Source organism: Sphingobacterium sp. UBA7855 (assembly GCA_002500745.1).
In the GTDB taxonomy this organism is placed as follows: Bacteria; Bacteroidota; Bacteroidia; order Sphingobacteriales; family Sphingobacteriaceae; genus Sphingobacterium.
Genome location: DLST01000018.1, coordinates 130,481 through 156,999, shown reverse-complemented (window position 1 = coordinate 156,999; position 26,519 = coordinate 130,481). Strand labels below are relative to the sequence as shown.

Genomic DNA, 26,519 nt, shown 5'->3' with positions numbered 1-26,519 from the left:
GGTCCCCGCTACTAAACGAAAAAGCTGAGACGAATATCTTGGCTTTTTTTATGCGCTACTAATCTATTGTAGCGCATGGTATATCTTCCAAAATTGCCGCACTTTACTTTCATCTTTTCCCATTGTTTGGTTGTCATCATTTATTTAAAGATCAATTTTTGATACAGCTGTATGCTTCTCCTCCGTGCATGTGTGATAGGTTGTATAATGCGTGTTTATGCAATCGTTTGTCTAATTGGCGCAATCGATTTCGTTGTTTGTAAATTTTGATATCCTGCCATCTTCCTTTAGTTTTAGCAATCATGTACCTAAATTTTGATTAGTAAGCTAATCAATTTTTAAACTAACTATAAAATATTATGATTTCAAAGATTCTTGAAAATCACAAGTTGAGTCTGTTATCAATAGCTTTACTCCTAACAAGTTCGCACAACTTGGCAAATGCTAATGATCTTACAGTTGCGGGCGATAATATATTGCTGCATGGCGCTGTTTATCAACAAAAAGTGAATGGAAAAGTGCAGTCTACGGACGGCCCATTGGCTGGTGCCACCATCAGCGTTAAAGGGAGTTCTAAATCAACGTCTGCGGGAGCCGATGGACGATTTGCAATAGATGCCAACAATGGTGACGTATTGGTCATCACGAGTGTCGGTTATAAAGCACAAGAAGTGATAGTGACAGGACCAGTTGTCAATATTAATCTGGAGTCTAATGACAAAGCGCTGGAAGAAGTTGTCGTTACAGGTTATTCGCGTCAAAAGAAAACAGAGGTTTCGGCATCTGTTGTTTCAATCGATCAAAAAACATTAAAGGATGTCAAGTCTCCTAACGTTTCGAATTTATTGCAGAGTAAGATTGCTGGTGTCGATGTCGTTGCCGGTTCAGGTAGGCCCGGTGCCAACGCCAATATCCGTATTCGGGGAAGGAATTCAATAAATTCCAATATCAGTCCATTATGGGTGGTAGATGGCGTTATTATGCATGGAACACCAAATATCAATCCAAATGATATTGAGTCAGTATCCGTACTGAAAGATGCAGCTGCCACTACGCAGTATGGATCTCGAGGTGCTAGCGGTGTAATTGTTGTGACAACGAAAAGAGCCTTAAAACCTGGTGAGCATCTTTTTGCCGTCAACTTATCTTCTGGAGTATCGAAATTCAATCCTGGTAAATTTGAGGTAATGAATTCGCAGCAGATGTGGGATTTATATCAATCATTTAACAATCAAAGTGCAATACCCAATAATATAACTTCAGACGTTTTAAATACGGATTTTAACTGGCTGGCTAATGGAACGCAAAATGGAGCTATCAATGATTTTAGTGCCAACTATTTAGGGAAAACAGAAGAGACGTCAATTTATGCGAGCGGCAATTATTATGACGAAAAAGGCTCTGTAAAAGGATATGATTATAATAGACTTACAGGTAGATTAAATATTGAACATAATCTGACAAAAAATTTAACTTTTAAACCTAAGTTAAACGCATCTTACACCAGTTATAAAGATCGCCAGCATTCTATATATGACATGTACCTCAATATGCCTTGGGATACACCATTTTATGCAGATGGTTCTTTAAAAAATACAAAACTAGACAATGTAGGCTGGTACGGTAGAGATAATAATAATTATCTGTATGACTTACAGTACAACTATGGAGAAGGGCAAACGTTTGATGTGCAGTCGAATTTGGACTTTTCAATGAGAATATCGGATAAATTTACATTTGAATCTATGAATAGTTTGACTTATTATAATCAAACTACAATGTCATATACGGATCCAAAATCAAATTCAGGATTGGAAAATAAAGGTTCAGTGTCTCAGTTTTCTGATAAACGTATCACACGATTTTTTAATCAGATGTTGAAGTACAAGGAGAACTTTGGTAAACACGAAGTTTCGGCACTCGCTGCATACGAATATTCTGATTATGTTTATACAAGTGTGGGGGCCGCTGGAAAAGGTATTTCAGCTGGGTCGACAATTGTTGATAATGCGGCTAATTTTTTGTCACAGTCTGGTACAAAAAATGATTACGCCTTTCAGTCCGGTCTTGTTCAGGTTAATTTCAAATATGATGAACGTTATAATTTCCAAGGTTCTTATCGTTTAGATGGTGCTTCACGATTTGGTGCAAATAATCGTTATGGAGGATTCTTTGCTGTGAGTGGGGCATGGAATATCAACAAGGAAGATTTCTTTCATATCGATATGATCAATTTGGCGAGACTGAGGGTTTCCTATGGAGAAGTCGGTAATACGCCAACATCGCTCTACGCATCCTATTCGCTGTATGGCTTAAATGGACAGTATAACGGGGAGCCTGCTGCTATTCCAAATCAATACAATAATAGAAATGTAAGCTGGGAGAAATCGAGAGATGTGAATTTAGGTTTGGAGTTGGGTTTTTTCAACCGAATCGATTTAACTGTCGATGCGTATAATAAAAACACAGATGGTTTACTTTCTTACGTAAAATTCCCGGCCACAGCGGGGTGGGACGGTTACTGGTACAACATTGGTTCGATCAACAATAAAGGTTTGGAATTGGCGATTAATGCTCGGGTATTAGATCCGGAAAGTCCACTTCAATGGAATGTTGGAGCCAATTGGGCAGCAAACAGAAATAGGGTCAAGCAATTAAAAGATGGTACTGACGTTCCGGCAGGTAACAAGCGCTATTCCGAAGGAAGAGATATCGATTCATGGTATATGCGTAAGTGGTCTGGTGTAGATGCAAACAATGGCGCACCATTGTGGGAAGTTGTCAATGCTGAAACAGGTGAGATTTCAACCACATCCAATTACAATAGAGCAACATTGCAATTTGTAGGTGCTTCTACACCAAAGTACCAAGGCGGTATCAATACAAGTTTTTTATATAAAGGAATTTCATTGACGGCTACTTTCTCTTATCTCCATGGAGCCTATGCTTACAATGGAGGGCGTGAATTGTTTGACTCGGATGGAGCATATCCTTCCTATAACCAAATGATTCTTGCTGATGGATGGTCAAGATGGAGCCCTTCAAATACCAATGCCACACATCCGGTAGCATCATATAACAATAATAGCGGTTCTAATAAAACATCGTCGAGATACTTAGAAGATGCATCATTTTTTAGGTTGAGAAATGTCACGCTTGCTTATGATTTTAACCCGCAACTGCTGAAGCGTCTTAAGTTGAAAAGTGTCAACGTTTTCGTGGCGGCAGATAATCTATGGTTGTCAACCAAATTTACAGGAGTTGATCCAGAAGCAGCTTTATTTGGAGATTCGACATCGCAATACCCCTCACCAAAACGTGTAACAGCCGGTGTTAATTTCACATTTTAAACTAAATCACATGAAAAATAAACTTTTATATTCATCAATTATATTTTTCTTCTTGAGTTCTTGCTCACTTGATAAGGAACCTTTTACTGATTTAACAGACGAATCAATAGAAAATACAGAAGGGGCGATCGATGCGTTAAACCTTGGAAATTATCATACGTTAAAAAGCTGGGTAGAGAATTGGCACCGTGTTACCGAGTATCCTTCTGATGAAGTTTCTTTGAGCGGTACTACGACCGATGCATTCTTTTACAATTACAACTACAACCGTATTGTCAATAATAGCCGGGTAAATAGTTATTGGGAAAATTCTTATAAAATTATTGCAGGTACAAATAATATTTTAGGTCAACTGGAAGTAGGGACTTCAGAAAAAAACGATCAAATCATTGCTGAAAACCTCTACTTGAGAAGTTTGATGTATTTTTATTTGACAAATGTTTTTGGACGTCCATATAACCAAAATCCATCGGTCAACTTAGCGGTTCCCCTCAAGTTGAATGCAGATCCATTTGAGGTTTTGCCACGTAATACCGTTAAAGAAGTTTATCAGCAAATCGTTTCTGATTTATTGAAAGCTGAAACACTTTTTAAGTCATACAAAGGAAATATATATGCGAGTGAGTATGCTACTCAAGCGCTATTGGCAAGGGTGTATCTATTTATGGGGGAAAACGAAAAAGCTATAAGCTATGCTGATAAGGTAATTAATTCAGGGAAATTTACCTTATTAAGCAGAGACAAATATACAGAGATTGCTACCGCTGCACCTGAGAACAACTCTGAAACAATTTTTGCGATAAAATTTTTAAAAGATGTTGATTATTCAGACAATGGTTGGTATACTATAGGTTCTATGTATGCAACAATTAATGGGGCCGGTTGGGGCGAAATGTATGCTTCAAGATCTTATTTAGAAGAAGTACGTAAATATCCAGAAGATATTCGCTATAGTTTCGTAGAGCCAGTTGTGGCCAATGAAAAGGAATTACATGCCTATTATGTCGATGATAATTATAAATATAGTAGTGTTGTCGTTCAACAAGAGGGAACAGATTTTACTTACACTTCAGGCGGAGGCAGAAATACGCTGATTAAAGAGTCTAATGGTGCCGGTTCTTTCCAATATTTTATTGAGATCGCAGGAAAGAAAAGGACGGTTTTAATTGATAAAAAGTTGGAGGATCGTAATGGATATCTTAAATACTTTATTCTAAAGTGTTCTGGGCAAGAAGGACAGGGGCATCTTTGGTCACCAGTGATATCCAGGCTTGCGGAAATATATTTAATTCGCGCAGAAGCGAATGCAAAAATAGGCCGAACACAACAAGCATTAGACGATTTGAACGTTATTCGTAAACGCGCAGGAATTCCAACTGCTGGATTATGGACAACAGCTAATCTTAGTGGAAAATCGGCTCTTGATGTGGTGCTATCTGAGCGAAAACTTGAACTCGCGTGGGAAGGACACCGGAAATTTGACGTGTTTAGAAATGATTATACCTTAGATAGAAAATATCCGGGTACACATATCGCTAATTCAAATTCGTTTTTAACTGTCGATGCAAAAGCCAATGAAATTATTGATTTCATCCCTGAACAGCAGATTACACTGACACATGGCGTTTTAAAGCAAAATCCATAACGTATATTTACAGGATAAAACAAAACAAGCATTACTCCCTAACGAGTAATGCTTTTTTTGTTTTATCCTGCATAATCCCTTTCGAATCCGTATCTTTGTTCGCTTAAGTATATTTTTAGCATAAAAGTGCCATCTGCTGTGATAGTGGGTGGATCAAATAAAATAAATATGGCAAATATTGTTGCAATTGTTGGTCGTCCAAACGTTGGTAAATCTACCTTATTCAATCGTCTTACAGAAAGTAGAAAAGCGATTGTCGATGACTTTAGCGGGGTGACGCGCGACCGTCATTATGAAACAGCCGAGTGGATCGGAAAGAAATTTACAGTTATTGATACAGGTGGTTTTGTACATGGTTCGGATGATGTCTTTGAAGAGGCAATCCGTGACCAGGTCTATATCGCTATTGAAGAAGCATCGGTCGTTATATTCATGGTGGATGTCACTACCGGCATTACGGATTTGGATGACGAAATCGCTGATATTCTGAGAAGAAGTTCCAAACCTGTATATGTCGTTGCCAATAAAGTCGATCATGCTAAATTGCACCATGAATCGGCTGAGTTTTATGCCTTTGGGTTAGGAGAGGTATTCAATATTTCGTCGGCTACAGGATCAGGTACAGGAGAACTGTTAGATGCTGTTGTCTCTCATTTTGAAGTGGAAGAGGAAGAAGAAGAAGCCTTACCAAAATATACCATCGTGGGCCGCCCGAATGTGGGTAAATCCTCTTTGACAAATGCCTTGATCGGCAAAGATCGCAATATTGTAACGCCAATGGCAGGGACAACACGTGACTCAATCCGTATTCATTACAATCAATATGGCCACAACTTTTTATTGATTGATACCGCAGGTCTTCGCCGTAAGTCCAAAGTGAATGAAGATATCGAGTTTTATTCGGTTATGCGCACCATTAAAGCGTTGGAAGATTCTGATGTGACGATTTTAATGCTCGATGCTCAAGATGGATTAGAAGCGCAGGACGTTAATATTTTCAACTTGGCAGAGAAAAACCGTAAAGGCATCGTGATCGTTGTCAACAAATGGGATCTGATCGAAAAAGATAATAAGACCATGAAGGCGTTCGAAGATCGCATCAAAGAAAAAATAGCGCCTTTTACTGATGTGCCTATTATCTTCACTTCCGTAACCGAAAAACAACGTGTTCTTAAGGTGTTGGAGGTTGCTGATAAGGTATATGCTAACAAAACAAAGAAAATCCCAACGTCCAAGTTGAATGAAGTGATGCTGGATATTATTGAAAACTATCCACCACCATCCTTAAAAGGTAAATACATCAAAATTAAATATGTAACACAATTGCCAGGAAGAACACCCATGTTTGCGTTCTTCTGTAATTTGCCACAATACATCAAAGATCCATATAAACGCTTTATAGAGAATAAATTACGTGATAATTTTGACTTTACTGGTGTGCCAATTCAAATATATTTTAGACAAAAATAGCTTTCAAGCAGCGATTAAACATGGACCATAATCTCGTTTTATACAATACCCTTTCGCGAACAAAAGAAAAATTCGAACCCATTCATACCAATCTCGTTGGTATGTACGTCTGTGGCCCTACTGTATACAGTGATGTACATTTGGGTAATTGTCGTACGTTCGTTTCTTTTGATTTGATTTTTAGATACTTGCGTCATCTTGGTTATAAAGTGCGTTATGTGCGCAATATTACGGATGCAGGACATTTGGAAGGCGATCGTGATGAGGGAGACGACAAGTTTGCAAAAAAAGCAAAATTGGAACAGTTGGAGCCTATGGAAATTGTACAAAAGTATACCATAGGTTTTCACGACGTATTGCGTCTTTTCAATACCTTGCCGCCAAGTATTGAGCCTACGGCGACAGGGCATATTTGCGAGCAGATCGAAATGATCGAGCAGATTATGGAAAATGGTTATGCTTACGAGCGGAATGGTACCGTATATTTTGATGTTGAGAAATACGTTGAAACGTATGATTATACGATATTGACCAATCGTAAATTAGAGGATATGCTCAATAACACCCGTGAATTGAGTGGTCAGGATGAGAAAAAGGGACGTTTGGATTTTGCCTTGTGGATCAAAGCAAAGCCCGAAACGATCATGCGTTGGCCTGCTCCCTGGAGCGTTGGCTTTCCGGGCTGGCATATCGAATGTTCAGCTATGAGCAGAAAGTACCTCGGCGATCAATTTGATATTCATGGTGGTGGAATGGATTTGGCTGCTACACACCATACCAATGAAATTGCACAGTCTGAAGCCTGTAACCATACGAGTCCGGCAAAGTACTGGATGCATACCAATATGCTGACTGTAAACGGCGCCCGTATGTCTAAATCTGCTGGAAATGGTTTCTTGCCAGGTGAGTTGTTTACAGGAAATCATCCCTTACTGAATAGAGGATATTCGCCAATGGCTGTACGCTTTTTTATGCTACAGGCGCATTATAGAAGTACCTTGGATTTCTCCAATGAGGCACTGGATGCGGCTGACAAGGGCTATAAACGCCTAATGACTGCCATAAGCTTGTTAGATAAATTGAAGGTGTCGAAAGGTGCTGATTCATTCAATTTAGCTGAAATCCGCTGCAAGTGTTACGCCGCTATGGATGACGATTTTAATAGCCCTGTGCTCATTGCCGAATTGTTTGAAATTGTACGGATCATCAATTCAATTTATGATGGTAAGGCAAAGGTTTCGGCAGAAGGATTGGAAAACCTGAAAGTATTCATGAGAGAGTTTGTCGAGGATATCCTGGGGCTTAGAAACGATCAGACATCCGTATCAGATGATATTGACGATGTTATGAATCTGGTTATTAAGCTACGTAATGAAGCAAAAGCAAATAAAGACTTCGTTACCTCAGATCGTATTCGTGATGAGCTTACTACTATTGGAATTCAATTGAAAGATAGTAAAGAAGGAACACTTTGGAATAAGATTTGATAGAGAAGAAATCGAATTTATAAAAGAGGAAATCATTTTGCGTATGAATTTTTGGAATAGGTTATCTGTTGTTACAGTGATGAGTGTTTTGGGTACAACACTATATGCGCAGATACCCGAGAAAGTTGGCAGCCTACTGCAGGCAGATAAGGATGCAGCAGCATTAGCTAAAGCATCTACACCGCACCAGGCGTTTCTTTCCATTATTGATAAAGAGTCTACGTTTTATGTTCCGTCGGCAGTAAATGCTTATAATTACCTGAATAATAGACCAAATATTCCGGATGTCTTAAACTGGCAACCTACGTTTGCGCTGATTGCGAAGAGTCAGGAGTTTGGCGTGACTTCGGGGTCTATGGATTTTCAGAAGGTAGGTGCGCGATTGCGACACGGAGAATACCTCACGGTATGGAAGCGGAATAAGAAGGGCAAGTGGCTGGTCGATATTCGTGCCGAGGTGGAAAACAATGGGAACGACGGTGAATTTGATTTAGAATATATCGAACCTACCGATTCATGGTATTTGAAACATCGTTCTAAAGTACGCTTAAATCAGCGGGAAGATATTGTTTTAGAAACAGACAAGTTAATGTCGACAGTATTGAAAGCCGATAACCAAACTGCATATAAGGAATTTTTAAGTGAAGATGTCCGGTTTTTGTTTCCCTGGACCAGTCCGATGGAAGGGAAGGCGAATATGATGGCCTATCTCAAAAAGCAACGAATGACAATAGAAACCATTCCCGAAGAAGTAAAACGTTCTTACAGCGGGGATTTCGCCTATACAAAAGGCACGGCAACGGTGAGACAGAAGGATAAAGTTGTCAAGTATAATTATATTCGCATCTGGCAACTCAGCGAATTGGCGAAAGATGATGTCAAGAAGGCCAATTGGAATATTCTGATTGAGATGATGTTTGAAAAATAATAACGACGGGTGCAAAATAAAAAGGGCTTGAATATCAAATATTCAAGCCCTTTTTGGGTGATAAGTGTTTTAAACTTATTATTTTCTCCATTTTTTCAATTCATCACATGAACCAAATTCATCACTGATATCAATAAATGTTGTTTTGGATTTATCGTCAAACCATTTGCTCAGATTGCGATTGATTTTATCTTGTCTGGCCGCCTCTTTAATTTTGGTAAAATCTTCATCCAAATTAGCTTTGTGTGGAGGAATACGTGTTTTTAAATAATTGAAGCGATAGCCAACATCGCCCATTTTGTCTGTAAACTGTGCTGGTTTGGAATATTCTCCAGGTTTTAGCTGATCAATTGCTGTAAATACTGATTTCTCCAAGCCATCCATAGGAATTACTGTTGTGCGGCTCGATCCGTCTTGATTGAGGATCATACCGCCATTGAATTTACTTTCCTCTGCATCGGAATAATTTGTGGCAGCATGATAGAAATCCATTTTTTTGTCAACTACTAATTTATAAATACTGTCCAGTTTATTTTTGGTCCGTTCTAACGCTGCGGCACCGGGATTGATTTTCATTAGGATATGGCGTGTGTGAACCTCTTCGCCACGTCTTTCGAGTACCTGAATAATATGGAAACCATATTTAGATTCTACAATGGGCGATATTTCTCCAGGTTTTAATTTAAATGCCATCGCAGAGTATTCCTTGACGTAGTTGTCGCGTGTACCGAAACCCAAATCTCCACCGTAGGGCGCTGATCCTGGGTCTTGGGAATATATACGAGCCATTGTACCAAAATCCGATCCCTCTATAATCTGTTTTCGGATACCTTCAATTTTGTCTCGTTGTTCTTTTTTTTCCTCATCTGTCAACTTCGGCATCATGACGATTTCACCAATTTCGACTTCAGTATTGAAATAAGGGAGGCTATCTTGATTTAGGCCTTCAAAATAACGTTTTACTTCCAATGGTGTTACGTCAACTTTTTGAACAATGTTTTGTTGCATCTTGTTAGCTTTCAGTTGTTCAAAAACACTTGCACGCATTTCTTCCTTGTATTGTAATAACGAGCGGTTAAGAAATTTCTCAAGACGTTCTTGACCTCCGGCCTGTTGCGACATATGGCGTAAACGTGAGTTAAGGTTGTCGTCGACTTCGGTTTCTGTTACATCAATAGAATCAATTACGGCCTGTTGGGAAAGCAGTTTCTGAATGATTAATTGCTCAAGTACACCGCATTTAAAGTTTTCATTAGGTTTGTTTCCTTGCGCTAACCATTGCGAATATTGCATATCCACATCGGACTGTAAGATAATGCCCGATCCAACTGTTGCGACAACACGGTCAATCACCTGACGCTGCGCTAGACTAGCCTGAATTGAAGCTAAAAGCAATAAAAACAATATATAAATGTTTTTTTTCATTCGTATAAATTATTTATGATATTTATGAGTGTCCACCATTTGTTTAAATGGGCTCTTTTCACTCGGTCACTTGTTCATGATTTATTCATTATTAAAGGCTCAGGCCTTTGCAGACATGTATGCTAATTATATTCAATATATACTTTTTTGAACAACAGCACAAAATTATCAGATTATATGAATTATTCGTACTTTTATTTAACAATATTTTTGCATCCAAATACTTGAAATGGATAATTTTTGAATTGTTAAAATTGATGCGCTAAAATACGCATTTGACTATTAGAAAGCACTGTTTTAACCAAATTTAACAAGTCTATTGAGGATCTTTGTGGTGACAAGACAGTCGGAGTTTTTAGATCTTTGCGCCGAAGAGTGAATAGATAAGGTTCTGATTTGAAAGATATGTATCAACACGTATAAAGTAATTTCTATGAAAAAAGCATTTATTTATTTGATGACAATTTTGCCGCTAGCGAGTTTCGCTCAGCAAATTCCTATGTTTGTGGGTACGTACACCAGTAAAACCGAGAGCAAGGGGATTTATATCTATAATTTTGATGTTAAAACCGGTGACGCAACATTGGTGAGTACACAGGAGAGTAAAGACCCTTCATTCTTGGCAAGGAGTAACAACTTTATCTATGCCGTTAATGAGGTTCCGAATCAAGAAGGGACAGTTTCAGCCTATTCTTTTAAGGACGGTCATTTAACTTTTTTAAATTCGCTTCCTTCAGGGGGTGGGGCGCCTTGTTTCGTCGAGGTACATCCTAATGGAAGCCTGCTGGCCGTAGCAAACTATACAGGCGGATCTGCGGCTCTCTTTGATCTAGAAAGTAACGGAGTATTAAGTAAAAGATCGCGACTCATACAACATGAAGGTAAGGGAGTGGATCCCGTTCGGCAAGAAAAACCACATGTACATTCTACTTTTTTCTCTAAAAAGGGGGATAAGTTGTATATCCAAGATCTTGGCCTCGACGAGATCTCAATTTATCCAGTCAATAAAACTGGAAATGCCTATAGCCTTGCAGAGGAATCGGAAGATATCTTTACACCCGCGGGAGGAGGTCCGCGGCATATTGTATTTGATAAGAAAGAGAAATTCTTGTATATTATATTGGAAATGACAGGTCAAATTGCATTTTATAAGAAAGATGGCAATGCGTGGATGTATCAAAGTACATTTGATATCAATCCGGAAGGTTTTAAAGGAAGTAACGGTGGGGCAGATATCAAGATATCTGCTGATGGTAAATTTTTGTATGCAACCAATCGGGGCGACGCCAATACGATAGCTACTTTTTCGGTAGAGAAAGATGGCGAATTAAAGAAAATAGCCAATATGGCGGTTAAAGGTAAGGGACCGCGTAACTTTAATCTTTCTCCCGATGGTAAATATCTTTTGGTAGCCAATCAATACACGAACAACATTGTTTTGTTTAGCCGGGATACAAAAACTGGTTTGTTGACGGATACCGGTAAAGAAATTGCTGTGCCAGCTCCTGTTTGTATTCTATTTTAATCAATGAAGCTAAGAAGATTTTTAAGAAAAGCGCACTTAGCTTTTCTTAAAAATCTTCTTTTCTGCAATCTAATTTACCCTCTTTTTCAAGATCATTTAATGTGGTTCCCTTCCATGTTTTTACCCGTTGTATGTATGCCGCTCGGCCAATCATGTGTGCTGCAACTGGTGCCGTGAGGATCAGAAAGAAACCAATAGCTATCGCCTTTGTCGTTACGGATACATCCGGGAAAGTCACAGCAGCACAGATGAGCAATAGCCCAACACCCAGTGTTGCCGCCTTGACGGTTACGGAAAGACGTAAATAAAAATCCGGCATCCGCAAGATGCCAATAGAAGCAAACAATATGGCCAGTGCCCCTATCGTGCTGAGTATGGCTAAAGTAATATCATTCATCTTTGCTTTGTTTTTCTAAATAAAATGAAAATGCAATTGTGCCGAGAAATGCGATAAGCGCTAATATCATGGCAATATCTAAAAATACTTCCTGGGAAGTTCGTATACTATAAACGGTAATAATGCCAATTCCAATGGTGATAATGAGATCTAAGGCAATGACACGATCAAATATTTGGGGTCCTTTATACAGGCGAATAAAAGCCAATATCACTGAAACAGTCAAGATTGGAAGGATTACATAGTCAAAATAGCTATTTAAAGTCATCTTAAGAGTTCTAAAAGTCTTCGTTCAACATTATTTTTAAGCGTAGAGACAAACTGTTCCCTGTTCTTCATGTACATTACATGGATAAAGATCGTTTTTTTATCTTCACTTACATCGAGAATAAGTGTTCCCGGTGTCAGCGAAATAAAGGTTGAAAGCAGATTTATTTCTAAATCTGTTTTTGCATCCATGGGATATTTTACAATGGCCGGTTTGATGAAAAATTTTGGTGTGATGACATCATACGCAACCTGAACATTGGCAACGATCATTTCCCACAGAAAAAAAAGAATAAAACTCAGCGTTTTGGGTACCCGATAGAAGTAGCGCTGATCAGCCTCATTTCTGTTCATCAACCAGAGTATACCAAATCCAAGCATAAAACCGAATAGAAAGTTCGAGTAATACATCGACCCCGTCAGTGCAACCCAGATAAAGGATAACATGAGGTTCATTAAAAATTGCTTTATCATATTATTTCTGCCCTCCTAGTACAGCGTTTATGTAAGGTGATGTGTCCAATAATTGTGTAGCAATCTGATCTGCCACGTGAATGATAGCCTCGGCATTGAGTCCGATATACAGGGACGCAGAAGCCAAAATAACGACCGGGAGTATGAGCATTGTTTTTTTATACCCAACCATATCTGCAAATTTATCTTCAACTATTTCTGGATCAGGTGTATCTTTCCAGAATACCTGTGCCCACATTTTGGCAATGACAAATAAGGTGATAAAACTACCGATGATCAGGGCTCCCGCAAAGGCATACTTTTCCAGCTGGAATGCGTCTCTAAATAGATAGACTTTAGGCCAGAACCCCGATAGGGGCGGTATGCCAACAAGCGAAAAAAGAACAAGGGCAAAAAGCAAAGAAATTTTGGGGTATTGGGCATATAGCCCGCCCAATTTATTCATATCCATGGTGCTGCGGAGTTGACGTACAACACCAGCAATTAGAAATAAATTGGTTTTAACCATGATATCGTGGATCAGATAGAATATTGCCCCCAGTAAGGCCCATTTACTATATAGGCCTAGCCCGCCAATCATAAACCCGATATGGCAAACGATTAAATAGGAAAACAACCTTCGGATATTGGTTTTGATCAAGGCACCAAAGGCACCAGTCAAAATTGTCAATATGGCTAGTGCGATCAGCAGCTCTTTTGTAAAATGATTAGGAATAAATAGTAAAGAAAATACCCTGAATAATGCGTAGATACCCACTTTCGTCAATAAGCCTCCGAAAGTCGCCGCTACTGCAGAGGGCGGGGTATGATAAGATGATGGTAGCCAGAAGTAGAGTGGAAATATGGCAGATTTAATACCAAAACCGATCAAAAAAAATGTTGCCGTAATTTCCACTAGCGCTTGGTTCTGTATCTTTGGAATACGTAAGGCCAAGTCGGCCATATTCAATGATCCTGAAATACCATAAAGTATGCCTATGCCTGTTAAGAAAAATGTGGAGGCCAGGATATTCATGGCCATATATTTTACAGCACCTTCCAGTTGCGATTTTCTCCCCCCCAATGTCATGAGTACGAAAGAAGAAATGATAATTACTTCAAACCATACATACAGGTTGAAGATATCTCCAGTAAGAAAGGCTCCATTCAGTCCCATCATTAAAAAGTGGAAGATAGGGAAGTATCCGTAGAGAATACGCTGGCGGCCTACCCCGACACAGGAAAAGATAGAGACAGCAAGACCTGCAATTGATGTGAGAAGGACGAGGGTGCTACTGAATAGGTCAGCAACAAAGACAATTCCAAAGGGAGCTTTCCAATTGGCGGCATTCATGGTTAAAATACCACCTTCGTAGACCTTGAAGAATAATTTAAAAGCAAGAATAAGGACGAGCAAACTTCCACCAACGCTCAGAAAACGTTGTGCAGTAGATTTGCGCCAAAACATCAGTTGGACAATAGCAATAAATAGGTGCACGATGATCGTGGCAATAATGTGGTTGTCTATCATATATCTTCTTCCTCAGGGGTGTTCAAATCATCCAAATCGTCTGTACCCAGCAATGCATAGACACGTTTGAGTAGAACGATGGCAAAGGAGGTTAAGCCAAAGCTAATCACGATGGCTGTTAAAATAAGAGCTTGCGGAATTGGATCCGCATAAATATCGGTGAATACTTTCAGATCGGGTGCAATAATAGGCGGTTTTCCTTTAATAATATTCCCCAATAAGAAGATCAGTATATTGGTACCATTGCCCAGTAACATAATACCCAACAATAGTTTAACCATGCTTCGACGGAGGATAAGGTATATCCCAGCGGCATATAAAATGCCTATTAATAAAACAAGAATCAGTTCCATTATTCTTCTTCAGTAGTTAATGCAATTGTAAATAAAATTGTAAGTACGACGCCAATAACGACAAAATATACACCAAGATCAAAAAACAAAGCTGTTCCGATCATACCGATGACTGGAATTTTTTCCTCAAGCCACAGTCCCGTCATAACAGGATAGCCAAAGAAAACGGGTAGGAACATGCTTATCGCCGAAACGCCCAGTCCTATGGGAATGAGAGATAAGGGTTTATATTGAATTAATTTCATGGTGTTTTGTGGGCCAAAGGCAAAACTATGCAAAACAAAGGCAATAGAAGCGACCAAGCCTCCCACGAAGCCACCCCCAGGGTAGTAGTGGCCCCTTAATAGCAGAAATACCGAGAAAAGTAAGAGTATCGGTAATAGATATCGCGTAGCGGTCTGTAATATTGTACTGTTCATTTGTTACTATTTAGCTATGCATCATGCTATCCGTTTACGGACCCATAGCTGTTAAACATTTATTATTCTTTATCCGAAGGTTTTAAACGCAATTTTAATAAGCTGTATACTCCCAATGCTGCAATGCTCAACACGACAATCTCAAACATGGTGTCGAAGCCTCTGAAATCTACAAGCAGTACATTGACTACATTTTTACCCTTAGCAAGCACATAAGCATAGTCGCCGTAGAAATCACTGATATTAGTCGTTGTTGGTTCATGCAGGACACGGAGTGCTACCATGGATAGCAAAACGCCAAAAATGACAGCGACTATGGCGTCACGAATGACGGTGCGTCTGTTTGCCAGATTCAAGAAGGGAGGGAGTTTAAACAGTACCAAGACAAAGAGTACTACCGTAAGGGTGTCTATGGTAAATTGCGTCATTGCTAAATCTGGAGCACTGTAAAACACGAAAATGAGACATATGGCATAACCTACGACACTAGTAGCTACGACTGCTGTCAATCGGGATGTGGTTCGTATCGTCAATACAATAGCGCCGATTAAAATACAGACCGTCGTTACTTCATAGAAGCTTACGGGCGATAGCGTTTCCCATTTGATGTGGAGTGGCCCCCCGAGATATAGCTGGTAGGCGATCAATACTTCCGCAAATAGGATGATTTTTAATAAATATGAACGCAAGTAGCCGTTGTGCATTTTGTTTGTAAAGAAAGCGGAGAACAGCGCAATTTCCTGTGCACACAGGTTGATCATATATTCTGGAGAAATCTTATTGAATTTCGCGATCCAGGTCAATTTGTTATTACTTGGCTTGTTTGCGAAATAGAGGAGCGTACCGGCAGCAATTGTAATCGCGCTTAGTAGCAGGATTAAATTAAAGCCATGCCAGATTTTTAGATGAAAAACTTCCGTTTTGGCCAGTATACTTACCGCGGTTGGCCCTGCAATCCATTCTCCGATAAGTCCGGGAATACAGCCAAAAATGACACCAACAATGGCTAAAAGCAATGGGGGTATCCACATGGCTTTATAAGGCAGATGGATTTTACTGAATTGTTCGGGCAACTTCCCCATAAAAGGTCTGATACCGGCCATAAATCCAGCGGATACCAATAATATATTTGTTGCGACCGCAGCTGCTGTCAAATAGAGAAATAAATCAGGGGCTGCATGTAGCGTTGCCTCGTAGATCAGATCCTTTCCGATAAATCCAAAAGTAAGCGGAATACCAGCGCTGGAAAGTGCCGCAAGAAAACCTGCGATAGCGACAGGCATCAAAACCTTACGCAGTCCCCGCAAAACCGTTAGATCCCTTGTGCTGGTTTCATGGTCTATAATTCCCGTAATAAGGAATAAAGCGGCTTTATATAAGGCATGTACAAGTATAAATACACATGCTGCAATAATGGCCTCCTTTGTACCAAGACCCAATAAAAAAACCAAAATTCCTAGTGCGGATATCGTTGAATAGGCCAAAACCCCTTTTAAGTCCGTTCTGAACAGCGAATGAAAGGCGGTGTAAAGCATCGTAAAGCCACCAATGGCCATCAGGGAGTACATCCAGATGGGGTTTCCTCCAAGAATCGGCGAAAAGCGGGCCAAAAGATAAATACCTGCTTTGACCATGGTTGCAGAATGGAGGTAGGCCGATACTGGCGTTGGTGCTTTCATGGCACCGGGTAACCAAAAATGGAAAGGGAACTGTGCAGATTTTGTTATTGCTCCGAGTGCCACTAGGCCAAATACCAAGGGGAAGAGTGGGTGTTGTTGAATGAGTGATACTTTGTCGAGCAGTGCTGTAATATGATAAGTACCTGCGATATTACCCAGTAAAATGAAACCTGCCAGTAGAAAGAAGCCACCTAGACCGGTGATAGACAGAGCGGTCAATGCGCTTTTGCGTGACTCGTTGTTATCATTGTTAAATCCAATGAGAAAAAATGAGCTGATTGAAGTCAATTCCCAAAAGATAAACAATAATAACATATTGTCCGATAGGACAAGCCCCAGCATTGCTGACATAAATAAGCAGAGGTAGCCAAAGAATCGATCGATATACCGGTGCCCTTTGAGATAGGCATTAGCGTAGAAAAAGATACAAGCTCCGATACCGGTAATCAATAAGGCGAAAAGTAGGGATAGCCCATCCAGTTTAAAATCCAGATTGATGCCTAGAGAGGGCACCCATGAGGTCGACTGTACAAAATAGGAGCCTTGACCAATAGGTACAACATATTGAGCAAAATATAGAAATAGAAGTACCGGTAAGAATGCGAGAATAAAACCCCATTTGGTTTTTAGGAAACGACCAAATGGAACAATAAGGCTCGATGTTATTAATCCTGACAGAACAGTAAATAGCATTTAGTCTTTGTTTTAATTTTTATTGAAGTGTTTGTTTTACTTGTCAATTAGTACCTTCAACATTTCATCTTAGTCAACGCTGATAGGGCGATGAAGGTTTTTTGAAAGTTTACAATATAGTAAAATAACTCGGAAAAACCGAGATTTTTATGTGTTTTGTATCGAATGAACGTAAAAAATATAAGAATGGATTTGCTCGTAATGGAATTTGTTAATGATAAAATGATAGCCGAGATAAATATTTTAGGTTAGTTAACTACGTATTTTCATTGTAATTATCTTGATGGTCTTTGCAAAATAGGTAATAAATATGTTAATAATTGTTAAAATAAGATTAAATCTCTATCTTTATGCTAGACTAGTTTATCGGACTCCGTTAATCGTAACTGATCAATTTTTTATTACACCCGCTTTCGCTTTATAGTATGGGACCTGAAGAAAAGTTATTTAGACAGCATTATAAAAGTTTGTGCCATTTTGCATGGAAATTTGTGGGAGAATCTTCTGTTGCAGAAGATCTGGTACAGGAAGCCTTTGTTACCTTTTTCAGAGAAAAACAGCGGATGGATGAATCCGAAGCGTTTGTGCGAAACTATTTATATACTGCTGTGCGGTTTTCTTGTTTAAAGCATTTACGTCATGAAAAAGTAAAGGAAAAGTATTGGACGCGGGTTGAATTCAATGAGGAAGATGAGCATTCCGTTGAGCTTTCCATTATTCATACCGAAGTGATCAATGAAGTTTATCGAATTATTGCCCAAATGCCTTCGGCTTGTCAACAGATTTTTAAGATGGGCTATTTGGAGGGGTTGTCAAATCTTGAAATTACAGAACGACTTCAAATTAGTGTAAACACAGTTAAGACCCAAAAACAACGTGGGATGAAGATCTTGCTGGAGAGGTTGCATCCCGAGTTTTTACCCATTATTATTTTTTTATTAAAATAATTTTAATTTATTGTCACCCTTCGTCATTCTATAGGGTTTCTAACCTATAGATATGAACACCAACACCAATTACATTGCCAGACTCATTAATAAATTGCTTCGAGGTCACGAAACCATAGCGGAACGGGATGCAATTGAACATTGGCGAAAATCTGATAAGCGCAATGATGATTTAATTGAAAGCTTTCAGGACGCAAAGAATATAGAGGGAGATCTTATCTTTCTAGATAATTTGGATGAAGATGGTGCTTGGCGTAACATTCAGCGGACCCCAAAGAGAATTAAGAAAAATTACGTTTCTCTTTTTGGTGCTGCAGCCGTTATTTTAATAATAATGGCGACGTCGCTCTTTTATATCCTCCATGAGGAAGGAATAGTTTCTAGTAAAGCATCATCTGCTCGTTTGGTAAAAACAGATATCTCACCTGCAGAGTCGGGGGCTCTGTTGGTTTTGGCTGATGGATCGATTATGCCTTTGGAGAAGACGCGCAAAACTGTAGATCCAAAATTCCTTGCAGATAATATGGCTCGCCTGGACGTTCCGGCAGAAGACGTACTATTACAATTTAATACATTGGTTGTTCCCAAAGGAAACTTTTACAAATTATCTTTAGAAGATGGTACCCTAGTCTGGGTGAATGCAAACTCTCAACTTAAATTTCCTGTAAAATTTCCCGATAAAGAACGTCGTGTTATTTTGGAGGGTGAAGCTTATTTCGAAGTTTCCCATGATGCCAAGCGTCCATTTTTTGTAGAATCCAAGGGGAATGAAGTGAAGGTGTTAGGTACACATTTCAATATCAATGCTTATAGTAATAATGTTCGAACGACATTGTCTTCCGGAAGAGTTCAAGTAAGTAACTCGGGAGATGTGATCATTCTGGAACCTGGAGAATATGCTAACCTTATTGCTGGCCAGCTTCATAAGGGAGCGGCAGATTTAGAGCATGATCTTTCTTGGCATAATAATCAGTTTTATTTTAAGAAAGAGACAATTGTGGAGATCGCTTCCACGCTTTCGAAATGGTATGACATCCAGGTCAAATTTAAGCAAGATGTCGCATTGAATAAAGTGTATACAGGTAATTTTAAGCGTGATGTCAAGCTATCGCAAGTTTTGGAAATGCTGACCTATGTTTGTGATTTGAAGTTTGAACTTCACGGAAAAGAATTAATTATAGAAAATAAATAAAAGTGCTTATGTGAAAAATTAATACCTAACCTACGAGCCTTATACAAAAAAAGAACAGGAATGTTGCAGCATCCCCGTTCCGGAATGATTAAAAGGCCTAAAAAATTAAAAATGCGAATTAAGTAAACCCTATTAACCACAAAGAGTAAATGTATGAATAACTTACCATTTGGCAAAACGTGGCGACTGATACCTCATGACCCTCGGTTTTGTAAACCTTTACGTATTATGAAAATTAGTACCTGCCTTCTTTTCGCCTTTGTGACCGGAGTTCAAGCCAACGGCATTGCGCAGAAAGTTACGTTGAAAATGAAAAATGCACGGATTGAAGAAGCGCTCAGTGCGATTTCCAAACAGTCCAACCTGCAGCTATTTTACGGAGAAAATATCGATTCTAAAGCACGTGTCAGTGTGAATTTGAAGAATGCCTCTGTTGAAGAAGCCTTGAATTCTGTTTTGCGCAATAATCATATCGATTATAAGATTATTGCGAATACGATATCTGTAAATGGTGATGTAGATAATCATTCGACCATAAATACTTTGCAACAGGTTGTTTCTGGAACTATTAAGGATAAAAACGGAAAAGGTTTGAGCGGAGTCACCGTCTCAGTTAAGGGGACTTCCATATCAACTCAAACAGATGAATCTGGGTATTTCAAGATTAATGCATCAGCCAATGCAGTTTTGATAGTACGATTTATTGGCTATTCACAGAAAGAAGTAGCGGTGGGAGGACGCAGTAGTATTGCTATTGAATTGGAATCCGATGAAAGACAGCTGGATGTAGTGGATGTTGTTTCTACCGGTTATCAAAATTTAAATAGAAAGCTATTTACTGGTGCCGCGACTACAATAAAAGGATCAGATATCAAACAGGACGGTATTACTGATGTTAGTAGGATGTTGGAAGGAAGAGTAGCGGGGGTATCTGTACAAAATGTATCTGGAACTTTTGGTGCAGCACCTAAAATACGTGTCCGTGGAGCAACTTCAATTACAGGCGATAATAAACCGCTATGGGTTGTTGATGGCGTTATTTTGGAAGATGTAGTAAATATCTCGAATGAACAGTTATCTTCTGGTGATGTTAATACACTGATTGGTTCTTCTGTGGCTGGAATCAATGCGGATGACATTGAAAGTTTCAATATCTTGAAAGATGCTGCCGCAACAGCACAATATGGTGCCAGGGCGATGAACGGGGTAGTCGTAATTACGACAAAAAAAGGAAGAATAGGAAAACCGCTAATATCGTACACAGGCAATTTCTCAACCTTTTTGAAACCGACATATAACGATTATAATATCATGAATTCTTCGGATCAAATGTCGGTTTATTCGGAGCTTGCACGTAAAGGCTGGCTTAATCACTCTAATGCATCAAGAGCTGAGAACGGTGGCGTTTATACCAAAATGTATCATTTAATCAATTCCTATAATGAAAGTAATGGGAAATTTGGACTCGAAAATACGCCTGAAGCTAGAAACAAGTTTTTAAGTAGATATGCGCTTGCTAATACAGATTGGTTTGATGTCTTGTTCAAAAATTCATTTATGCAAGAGCATGGTGTAAGTGTCTCATCAGGTACTGACAAATCTCAGTTGTATATGTCGACAAGTTATTTAAACGATAATGGATGGGCTGTTGGAAATAAAGTACAACGTTATACAACAAATATCAATGCTCTATTTAATCTTTCAGAAAAATTAACACTTAATTTTATTACTACTGGTTCTATCCGTAATCAAAAAGCTCCCGGTACAGTAGGAAGAGTGAGTAATCCTGTTGAAGGGAAGTATTCTAGAGATTTTGATATTAACCCTTTTAGCTATGCTCTCAATACGAGCCGAACAATGACGGCCTACGATGAAAATGGGAATAGAGAAAGTTTTACGAGAAACTTTGCTGACTTTAATATTTTAGACGAATTGGATAATAATAGTTTGGACTTAAGTATGTTGGATTTAAAAATTCAAGGTGGTGCGAATTATAAGTTTTCCAAAAATTTTAAATATGATGTGTTAGCTTCAATGCGCTACGTTAAAAGCGGTAATGAACATAAAGTAAGGGAAAATTCGAACATGGCAAATGCTTATAGGGCAGATTACGATTCCTATGTTCAGGAGAATAACCGCTTCCTTTACCGAGATCCAGCACACCCTGAATTACAACCTGTAGTTGTACTACCTTATGGAGGGTTTTATAATACCAGTGATGATTTCTTAAAATCATACATGGTTAGAAACTCATTTGAGTATGATAATACTTTTAATGAAAAGCACCTTGTTAATATTTATGCATTCCAAGAGTTACGTATAGCAGATCGCCAAGCCAGAAGTATGATTGGTTATGGGTACCAATATGATAAGGGGGGAGTTCCATTTATAGACCCGAATATTATAAAACAGGCGACATTAAACAACCTGAATTATTATTCAATGGGGCATAAGTATGACCGTTTTTCGGCATTTATGACACGAGCGGCATATTCTTATGATGGAAAGTATTCTATCAATTTTACTGGTCGTTATGATGGATCGAACCAATTAGGAAGTTCAAAGACAGCAAGATGGTTACCGACATGGAATATTTCAGGAGCGTGGAATGTTGATGAAGAAGCATTTATGCAAAATCAGGATATCTTAAATAAATTAACGATTCGTGGTACTTACGGACTAACAGCTAGTCTTGGTAGTGCAACCAATTCAGCGTTAGTACTTAGGAATGGAAGTGCCTTAAGACCTTATTTAGATGAAATAGAATCTGTAATGAATATACAGTATATTGAAAATAAGGATCTCACTTGGGAAAAACAATACGAAACAAATTTAGGTTTCGATATGAGTTTCTTTAAAAGTAAATTGAACTTGACCATTGATCTATACAATCGAAATGGTTTTGATTTGATTAGTCCCTTGCGCACTTCGGGTATCGGAGGTCAATATTTGATCACAGCCAATTATGCGGATATGAATTCAAAAGGTATCGAGGTAACGTTAAGCGGACCAATTATCAAGAACGATTCGTTCAGTTGGAGAAGCAATTTCAATTTTGGCTACAATAAAAACAAAGTAACGAAGTTATCAAGCCCGCAATCTATTTTTAATTTGGTGACTGCTGATGGTGGACCTCAAGAAGGTTATCCATATCGTGGGTTATACTCTGTAGAATTTACTGGATTAAATCATGATACAGGTATTCCTGAATTTATCAACGAAAAAGGAGAGAAAGGTATTAATGTTTATATGCAGAGTCTCGAAACGAAGTACCTGAAATATGAAGGGCCTACTGATCCTAAATTGACAGGAGGTTTTTATAATTCATTTAGTTACAAAGGTTTTACATTAAATGCATTATTTACATTCTCAGCTGGGAATAAAATTAGGCTAAACCCGTCATTCGGTACTTCCTATTCTGATTTAGACGCAATGCCAAATGAATTTAAGGACCGATGGACAATGTCTGGAGATGAAGCAATAACAAATATTCCTTCGATTTTAGATGTTGAGGCAGCTAATACGATTAGTGGACAGTACCCTTACAATACCTACAATTATTCTACCGTGAGAGTTGCTGATGGAGGATTTGTTAGATTAAAACAGTTAGCATTGGCTTACACATTACCATCTAATTTTCTTAAATCTATCAAAGCAAATCATGCTTCAATTGGTATAACAGCAAATAACTTTTGGTTGATTTATTCAGATAAAAAATTGAAAGGTCAAGACCCTGAATTTTTTGCTTCAGGAGGAGTAGCATTACCAATACCTAAGCAATACACTTTGTCTTTAAAAGTTGGATTTTAATAAATAATGTTAAAATGAAAAGAAGAAACTTAATTCTATATATGGCGTTGTCTAGCTTATTTGTTGCAACTAGTTGCAATAAATTTTTGGAACATCAGCCCGACGATCGTACTGAACTAAATAATGCTGTTAAAGTAGCAGAATTATTAGCAAATGCATACCCGCATGGTAATTATATTACTATGGCAGAATCGATGAGCGATAATGCCGGGGATAAAGGTGGAACGGCACGAGAATTACCCAATTCATCTGCTTGGAATTACGTGGATCAGGTAGATCCAGATGCTATAGATACTCCCCCATATTATTGGAATGCTTGTTATAAAGCTATATCAGCAGCAAATTATGCACTTGAGGCAATAGATAAAGCTGGTAATACGGAAGAATATGCTGCAAGCAGAGGCGAAGCCTTGGTCGCACGAGCTTATGCTCATTTTATGCTGGTGACATTCTTTGCGAAAGCATACGATCCAGCGACTGCTAAAACGGATCTCGGTATACCCTATGTGACACTTCCGCAAAAAGTTGTCGAAGGAAGTTATGCGCGTGGTACAGTTGCTAGTGTTTATGAAAATATCGAAAAAGATCTGATAGAAGGTCTTCCATTGATTAAAAACAATAAATATGTAGTTCCGAAATACCATTTCACGACTCAGGCTGCTCATGCTTTTGCCACTCGTTTTTACTTATTCAAAAAAGATTATGCAAAGGTTGTTGAACATGCAGATGCTGTATACCCAGGCTCGACGGTAGTAGAGGATTTACGTCCTTGGAACACAACATATAATTCATTGGGATATTACGAATTGCAAGCTATTTATACCAATTCGATTGAGCCAGCTAATATTTTACTCCAAGAATCTCAGAGCGCGTGGGGAAGAAGCTATGCTGGTTATAATTACGGTTTGAGTTCTAGTTTGTTGGGCATATTTAGTCCAGCTAATAATCCAAGTGGGAAACAATTAGCGATGGCAACCAAAATTTTTGGAGGAACGGAGATGGTCTACAATATTCCCAAATTCAAAGAGCATTTTGTAAAAGAATCCATTAATGCAACTATTGGAGACCCATATAATATGGTGCCATTGCTTACTTCTGAAGAGGTTTTGTTCAACAGAGCAGAAGCAAATGCGATGCTAGGAAATAGCACGCAAACTACCATTGATCTCGATAAGTACCTTTCGAAACGTATTGTGAATTATTCTGCCGCGAATGATAAGTTTTCTTTAGAAAAAGCAAAAAACTTTTATCCGAATTTATCAGATAAAGATGCTTTAGTAGCTTCTATTCTAACTTTTAAACGAATGGAATTTATGCATGAAGGCCTCCGCTGGTTTGATATTATCCGGTTGAAAATTCCGATTGAACATGTTAGTGCGAACGGCAAGACTAAAATTACATTGGGTGCAGATGATCCAAGAAGGGTGATACAAATACCTCAGGATGCCATTGCGGCCGGACTTGAAGCCAACCCTAGGTAATGTTAACTTTTAAAAATAGAATTATGAAAAAGAATTTTAAAAATATATTTTTTCTGCTGCTTGTGTCTTCGATGATTTTCGGATGTAGTGATAAAGACACGCTGAAGTCGGATATAGTTGGGTTAGGGGGAGATACTTGGGCTAAAACTGAAGTCGATGACTGGATAAGTAAAAACTTCACCACACCCTATAATATTGAGGTAAAATATAAATGGGATCGATCCGAATTACCAGAGATTTATAAGAATGTAATTCCAGTGCAAGAGGGGTTGGTCATTCCAGTGATGGATATTATTAAGAAAACTTGGATTGATCCTTATGTGGCGGTTAAGGGGGAGAATTTCATGAAAAAGTACACTCAAAAGCAGTTTTTTCTAGCTGGAAGCCCTTCTTATAATAGTAACGGAACCATTACGCTGGGTACTGCGGAAGCTGGGCGGAAAATTGTTTTGCTGGACCTGAATACATTTGATCCAGATAACAAGCCTGCGGTAAGACAAATATTGCATACAATGCACCATGAATTTGGACATGTCCTTAACCAGAATATTGCTGTAACGCCTGACTACCAAAGGATAACTCCTTCCGACTATACCGCTACTTGGTTCAATATTTTTAGAGGGGCTTATAGTAGTACGGCAGCTTTGGATAAGATTATGTATGAAGCCGATTTTTGGGGTAAGGGTTTTGTGACGCCGTATGCCAGATCCAACAAAGATGATGATTTTGTTGAAACCTTATCTACACTACTTGAAGGCGGAGACGCTTATTATAATAATATCGTCAATAACTTATTTGTTTATGAAGGGCAATATATTAAACGAAATGGTAAAGGTATTTATGAGCAAAATACCGATGCGAGAAATAAACTTTTAAAAAAGAAAGCGATCGTAACCACTTACATGAAAAATGAATGGGGAATTACGTTATCTGATCTACAAATTAAAACGCAAGAGGCTATAGAGGCTAATTCCCCAACAGCAGCATTGAGCGAACTATTAGGACCTCAAAAAACTTATGGTACGATTGCCGTGAATCCTCAGAAATTATCGGGTTTATCCGCTAAATTTTTGACAGCATTCAATACTTCTAATGCAACGTTGCAAGCAAATATGGGGCTATATGTGGATAATATTTCCTTAATTTTTAGTACTGCAAATAGAGTAATCCTCCGTGTGAATTTTATGGATCCGACGGTTGCCGTTGGCGCAGGTTATAATGCTGATTTTAATTATACAATTACAAAAACAGATGGAGATTTAAAATTGACTTATACGAATCCACAACCAACGAATGCAAATGCAAGAGCAATAGAAGCTTCGGTCTTGCCGATTGTTAATTATTTTTCTAATCAGACTTTTACAATGCGATGGATAGATGATATTATTCCACAGTCAAAAGGAATCTTTGGTGGGTTAATCAATAAAAATGATCCGACGTCTTATGTTTTTGGAACCTTGTAGTAAA

19 protein-coding genes are annotated in these 26,519 nt (G+C 38.6%); 11 read left to right on the top strand and 8 right to left on the bottom strand.

From position 1 onward, the window contains the following. Window positions 1-359 precede the first annotated feature (359 nt). The 5 genes from B2107_RS17085 (at window position 360) to B2107_RS17065 (ending at window position 8,880) form a co-directional block, all read left to right on the top strand. Window positions 360-3,350, top strand: coding sequence for a SusC/RagA family TonB-linked outer membrane protein (locus tag B2107_RS17085; RefSeq protein ID WP_293956892.1), 2,991 nt, complete (start codon window positions 360-362; stop codon window positions 3,348-3,350). Between the two features lie 10 nt (window positions 3,351-3,360). Continuing rightward, a complete protein-coding gene (locus tag B2107_RS17080; protein ID WP_293956890.1) occupies window positions 3,361-4,995 on the top strand; it encodes a RagB/SusD family nutrient uptake outer membrane protein in 1,635 nt (544 codons plus the stop codon). A 168-nt stretch (window positions 4,996-5,163) separates the two neighbouring features. Continuing rightward, the gene (gene der / locus B2107_RS17075) at window positions 5,164-6,465 is read left to right on the top strand and encodes a ribosome biogenesis GTPase Der (RefSeq protein WP_293956889.1); all 1,302 of its coding nucleotides are present in this window, start codon (window positions 5,164-5,166) and stop codon (window positions 6,463-6,465) included. A 20-nt stretch (window positions 6,466-6,485) separates the two neighbouring features. Further along, entirely contained in the window at window positions 6,486-7,952 is a 1,467-nt protein-coding gene (gene cysS / locus B2107_RS17070; RefSeq protein ID WP_293956888.1) for a cysteine--tRNA ligase, read from the top strand. 43 nt (window positions 7,953-7,995) lie between these two features. Next, entirely contained in the window at window positions 7,996-8,880 is an 885-nt protein-coding gene (locus tag B2107_RS17065) for a DUF4440 domain-containing protein (protein ID WP_293956887.1), read from the top strand. A 78-nt stretch (window positions 8,881-8,958) separates the two neighbouring features. On the opposite strand, the gene B2107_RS17060 is transcribed toward B2107_RS17065, so the two are convergent. Continuing rightward, window positions 8,959-10,305, bottom strand: a complete 1,347-nt coding sequence (locus B2107_RS17060; protein ID WP_293956885.1) for a peptidylprolyl isomerase — start codon at window positions 10,303-10,305, stop codon at window positions 8,959-8,961. Window positions 10,306-10,738: 433 nt separating this feature from the next. Here B2107_RS17060 and B2107_RS17055 point away from each other — a divergent pair, with 433 nt between their 5' ends. Then, window positions 10,739-11,830: a lactonase family protein gene (locus tag B2107_RS17055; protein ID WP_293956884.1), complete on the top strand. Its 1,092-nt coding sequence runs from the start codon at window positions 10,739-10,741 to the stop codon at window positions 11,828-11,830. A gap of 46 nt (window positions 11,831-11,876) precedes the next feature. Here B2107_RS17055 and mnhG read toward each other — a convergent pair whose 3' ends face one another. From mnhG to B2107_RS17020, 7 genes are all read right to left on the bottom strand, one after another. Next, complete coding sequence (mnhG, locus tag B2107_RS17050) at window positions 11,877-12,227, bottom strand: monovalent cation/H(+) antiporter subunit G (protein WP_209580360.1); 351 nt, start codon at window positions 12,225-12,227, stop codon at window positions 11,877-11,879. Further along, window positions 12,220-12,495, bottom strand: a complete 276-nt coding sequence (locus tag B2107_RS17045; protein ID WP_293956882.1) for a monovalent cation/H+ antiporter complex subunit F — start codon at window positions 12,493-12,495, stop codon at window positions 12,220-12,222. The genes mnhG and B2107_RS17045 overlap by 8 nt, the downstream gene beginning before the upstream one ends. Continuing rightward, window positions 12,492-12,968 (bottom strand): Na+/H+ antiporter subunit E, encoded by a 477-nt coding sequence (locus B2107_RS17040; protein ID WP_293956881.1) that lies wholly within the window; start codon window positions 12,966-12,968, stop codon window positions 12,492-12,494. The genes B2107_RS17045 and B2107_RS17040 overlap by 4 nt, the downstream gene beginning before the upstream one ends. A 1-nt stretch (window position 12,969) precedes the next feature. Beyond that, a complete protein-coding gene (locus tag B2107_RS17035) occupies window positions 12,970-14,478 on the bottom strand; it encodes a proton-conducting transporter membrane subunit (protein WP_293956879.1) in 1,509 nt (502 codons plus the stop codon). After that, the gene (locus B2107_RS17030) at window positions 14,475-14,831 is read right to left on the bottom strand and encodes a Na+/H+ antiporter subunit C (RefSeq protein ID WP_209580376.1); all 357 of its coding nucleotides are present in this window, start codon (window positions 14,829-14,831) and stop codon (window positions 14,475-14,477) included. Before B2107_RS17030 ends, B2107_RS17035 begins: the two co-directional genes overlap by 4 nt. Further along, window positions 14,831-15,250 (bottom strand): Na+/H+ antiporter subunit B, encoded by a 420-nt coding sequence (locus B2107_RS17025; RefSeq protein ID WP_293956878.1) that lies wholly within the window; start codon window positions 15,248-15,250, stop codon window positions 14,831-14,833. The genes B2107_RS17030 and B2107_RS17025 overlap by 1 nt, the downstream gene beginning before the upstream one ends. A gap of 62 nt (window positions 15,251-15,312) precedes the next feature. Further along, window positions 15,313-17,622, bottom strand: coding sequence for a putative monovalent cation/H+ antiporter subunit A (locus B2107_RS17020; protein ID WP_293956876.1), 2,310 nt, complete (start codon window positions 17,620-17,622; stop codon window positions 15,313-15,315). Window positions 17,623-18,047: 425 nt separating this feature from the next. Here B2107_RS17020 and B2107_RS17015 point away from each other — a divergent pair, with 425 nt between their 5' ends. From B2107_RS17015 to B2107_RS16995, 5 genes are all read left to right on the top strand, one after another. Then, complete coding sequence (locus B2107_RS17015) at window positions 18,048-18,569, top strand: RNA polymerase sigma-70 factor (protein ID WP_293956874.1); 522 nt, start codon at window positions 18,048-18,050, stop codon at window positions 18,567-18,569. 52 nt (window positions 18,570-18,621) lie between these two features. Next, entirely contained in the window at window positions 18,622-19,761 is a 1,140-nt protein-coding gene (locus B2107_RS17010) for a FecR family protein (protein WP_293956873.1), read from the top strand. Between the two features lie 153 nt (window positions 19,762-19,914). Further along, complete coding sequence (locus B2107_RS17005) at window positions 19,915-23,571, top strand: SusC/RagA family TonB-linked outer membrane protein (RefSeq protein ID WP_293956872.1); 3,657 nt, start codon at window positions 19,915-19,917, stop codon at window positions 23,569-23,571. Between the two features lie 14 nt (window positions 23,572-23,585). Next, entirely contained in the window at window positions 23,586-25,052 is a 1,467-nt protein-coding gene (locus B2107_RS17000; RefSeq protein ID WP_293956871.1) for a RagB/SusD family nutrient uptake outer membrane protein, read from the top strand. 23 nt (window positions 25,053-25,075) lie between these two features. After that, complete coding sequence (locus tag B2107_RS16995) at window positions 25,076-26,515, top strand: substrate import-associated zinc metallohydrolase lipoprotein (protein ID WP_293956870.1); 1,440 nt, start codon at window positions 25,076-25,078, stop codon at window positions 26,513-26,515. Window positions 26,516-26,519: the final 4 nt, after the last annotated feature.